Source organism: Moraxella sp., assembly GCF_024227015.1.
In the GTDB taxonomy this organism is placed as follows: domain Bacteria; phylum Pseudomonadota; class Gammaproteobacteria; order Pseudomonadales; family Moraxellaceae; genus Moraxella.
Genome location: NZ_JAAELD010000117.1, coordinates 1 through 2,301 on the forward strand (window position 1 = coordinate 1; position 2,301 = coordinate 2,301).

Here is a 2,301-nt window from a genome sequence, read left to right on the forward strand (position 1 = left end):
GCGCGGTTATAGCCGATACTAAATTTGCGTTGAATACTTGATGCAGAGACCTTACGAGTTTCAAGCAAAAACGCCACTACATCATCATACAGCGGGTCTTCTTCGCCATTGCTAGACCCACTAGCATCGCTACTGCTTGGCGCTGAGCTTAGCTCAAAATTATCAAACATATTATCAATATAGTTAGGTGCGCCTCGCTCGCGCCATGCATCACACACACGGTTGACTTCCGCATCGCTGATAAAAGCACCATGTACACGGTTAGGCTCGATTTGACCAGGTCCTAAAAACAGCATATCCCCATGCCCAAGCATATCCTCTGCGCCACCGGCATCCAAAATGGTACGCGAGTCGACTTTTGAGTTGACGCGAAGCGCGGCACGGACGGGAATATTGGCTTTAATCAAACCAGTAATCACATCCACTGAGGGGCGCTGGGTCGCCAAAATCAAATGAATCCCTGCAGCACGCGATTTTTGCGCCAAACGCGTAATCAACTCCTCGGCTTGTTTACCTACCTGCATAATCATGTCGGCAAACTCATCCGCCACAATCACAATTTGTGGTAACGGTTTTAATTTTGGCGCTCTATCTTGGCTGACACTGTCATTGGGTCGCCAAAGTGGATCCAGTAACGGCTCACCACTTTGTTCAGCTGCCATGATTTTTTTGTTGAATTCATCAAGCTTACGCACTTTGAATAATGACATCAGCTGATAACGACGTTCCATCTCCGCCACACTCCACGCCAAAGCACTGGCTGCTTCGGTCATATCGGTGACTACGGGGGTGAGCAGATGCGGAATATCGCCATAGTTGGCAAGCTCGAGCTGTTTGGGGTCAATCAAAATCAATCGCAGCTGCTCTGGTGTGTATTTGAGCAGCATTGACAATAACAGCGAATTCACCAACACGGATTTACCCGAGCCTGTGGTACCTGCTACTAGCATATGTGGCGCTTTGGCCAAATCCGCAATAACCGGTCTACCTGCAATATCTTTACCCATTGCCATGCTGATTAAGCCATCGGGGTCTTGATAAGCTTCTGTTTTCAGCAGTTCGATGAGTCGTACCATCTGGCGCTGCGGATTGGGCACTTCGATACCGATATAAGGTTTACCTGGAATGACTTCTACCACACGCACCGATGCCATCGATAGCGAGCGCGCCAAGTCTTTGGCAATACCCGTCACCTTGCTTGCTTTAAGCCCTGGCGCCAGTGACACTTCAAAGCGTGTCACCACTGGACCCATTTGCGCATTGACCACTTCTGCTTTGATATTAAATTCTTGTAGCTTGATTTCTAATAGCGCTGATAACTGCTGCAATTGTTCGCGGCTATAGCTTGGCTTGCGGTCAGGGTCAGGCAAATCAAGCAGCGATAACTCAGGTAACGGGCTTAAATTGGCACGATAAGCTGCGGTTTGCATGGCACGCGATTTCTGACTAAATAGGCTATCGTCATTGATATTGAGCGGCTGGTTGACCTGAGTCGCTGCGGGCTGTTCGATTTCGTCGAGTAACTCAGATTCCACCGAACGACTATGGGTCGGTATTGAAGACGTTATCTGATTACCATCAATCTCGGGGGCATCAATCTCGTTACCAGTAATCTGGGTGACGGCTTGCGCTGGACGTGCTATTTGGGTTGGCATCGGACTTGCTGCAGGGGTCGAAAATTCCGCTACAACCGGTGCGGTGGCACTGTCATTTGAGGCATTAGCAATAGCTTGCGGTGAAACTTGTCGCATGCCCAATAGTGACGCGACTGAGGGGGTTGGTGTTTCAATGCCTTCTACTTCAATACTTTCTGCTTCAAAGCCCTCTGTTTTAATGCCCTCGAATGATGACTCTAGCACAGGATTTTGTGATAATTCATATCCCGCATCTAGGCTATCGGCTAAATCATCCAAATCTGATACATCAATAGCCGTGTCCTGTTCAGCCATCTCTACACCCGTCATAGGCTCAGAGATTCGTTTATCCGCTAGCTCCCCTGTGCTTGCAGCAGACATAGCAGACATCATAGATGCGTCATCGATAGTTGGCATAGCTTGCGATACGTCTACACTATCTACACTAGGCTGCTTTGTCTGAGTTGGCTCAGTGATTTGCGAGTCTACCTGTATCGAATGGGGTCTGTTTAAGGTAGGCATTTTAAACGGTTTTTTAATGATTTTACTTTGCAGTTTTTCATCGAGTTTTTTGGTCAGCTTGGTGTTTGCCACATAGGTTGAGCTGACGGGTTTAAATGGATTGGTGGCATCGTTTTCTTCGAGCCATTCATAATCTTTGATTTCA

Annotated in this window: 1 protein-coding gene; it reads right to left on the minus strand. The window is 47.9% G+C overall.

The features are described 5' to 3' along the window. The coding region (locus GY683_RS02480) for a DNA translocase FtsK (protein WP_297287237.1) at window positions 1-2,301 on the minus strand (2,301 nt) is incomplete at both ends.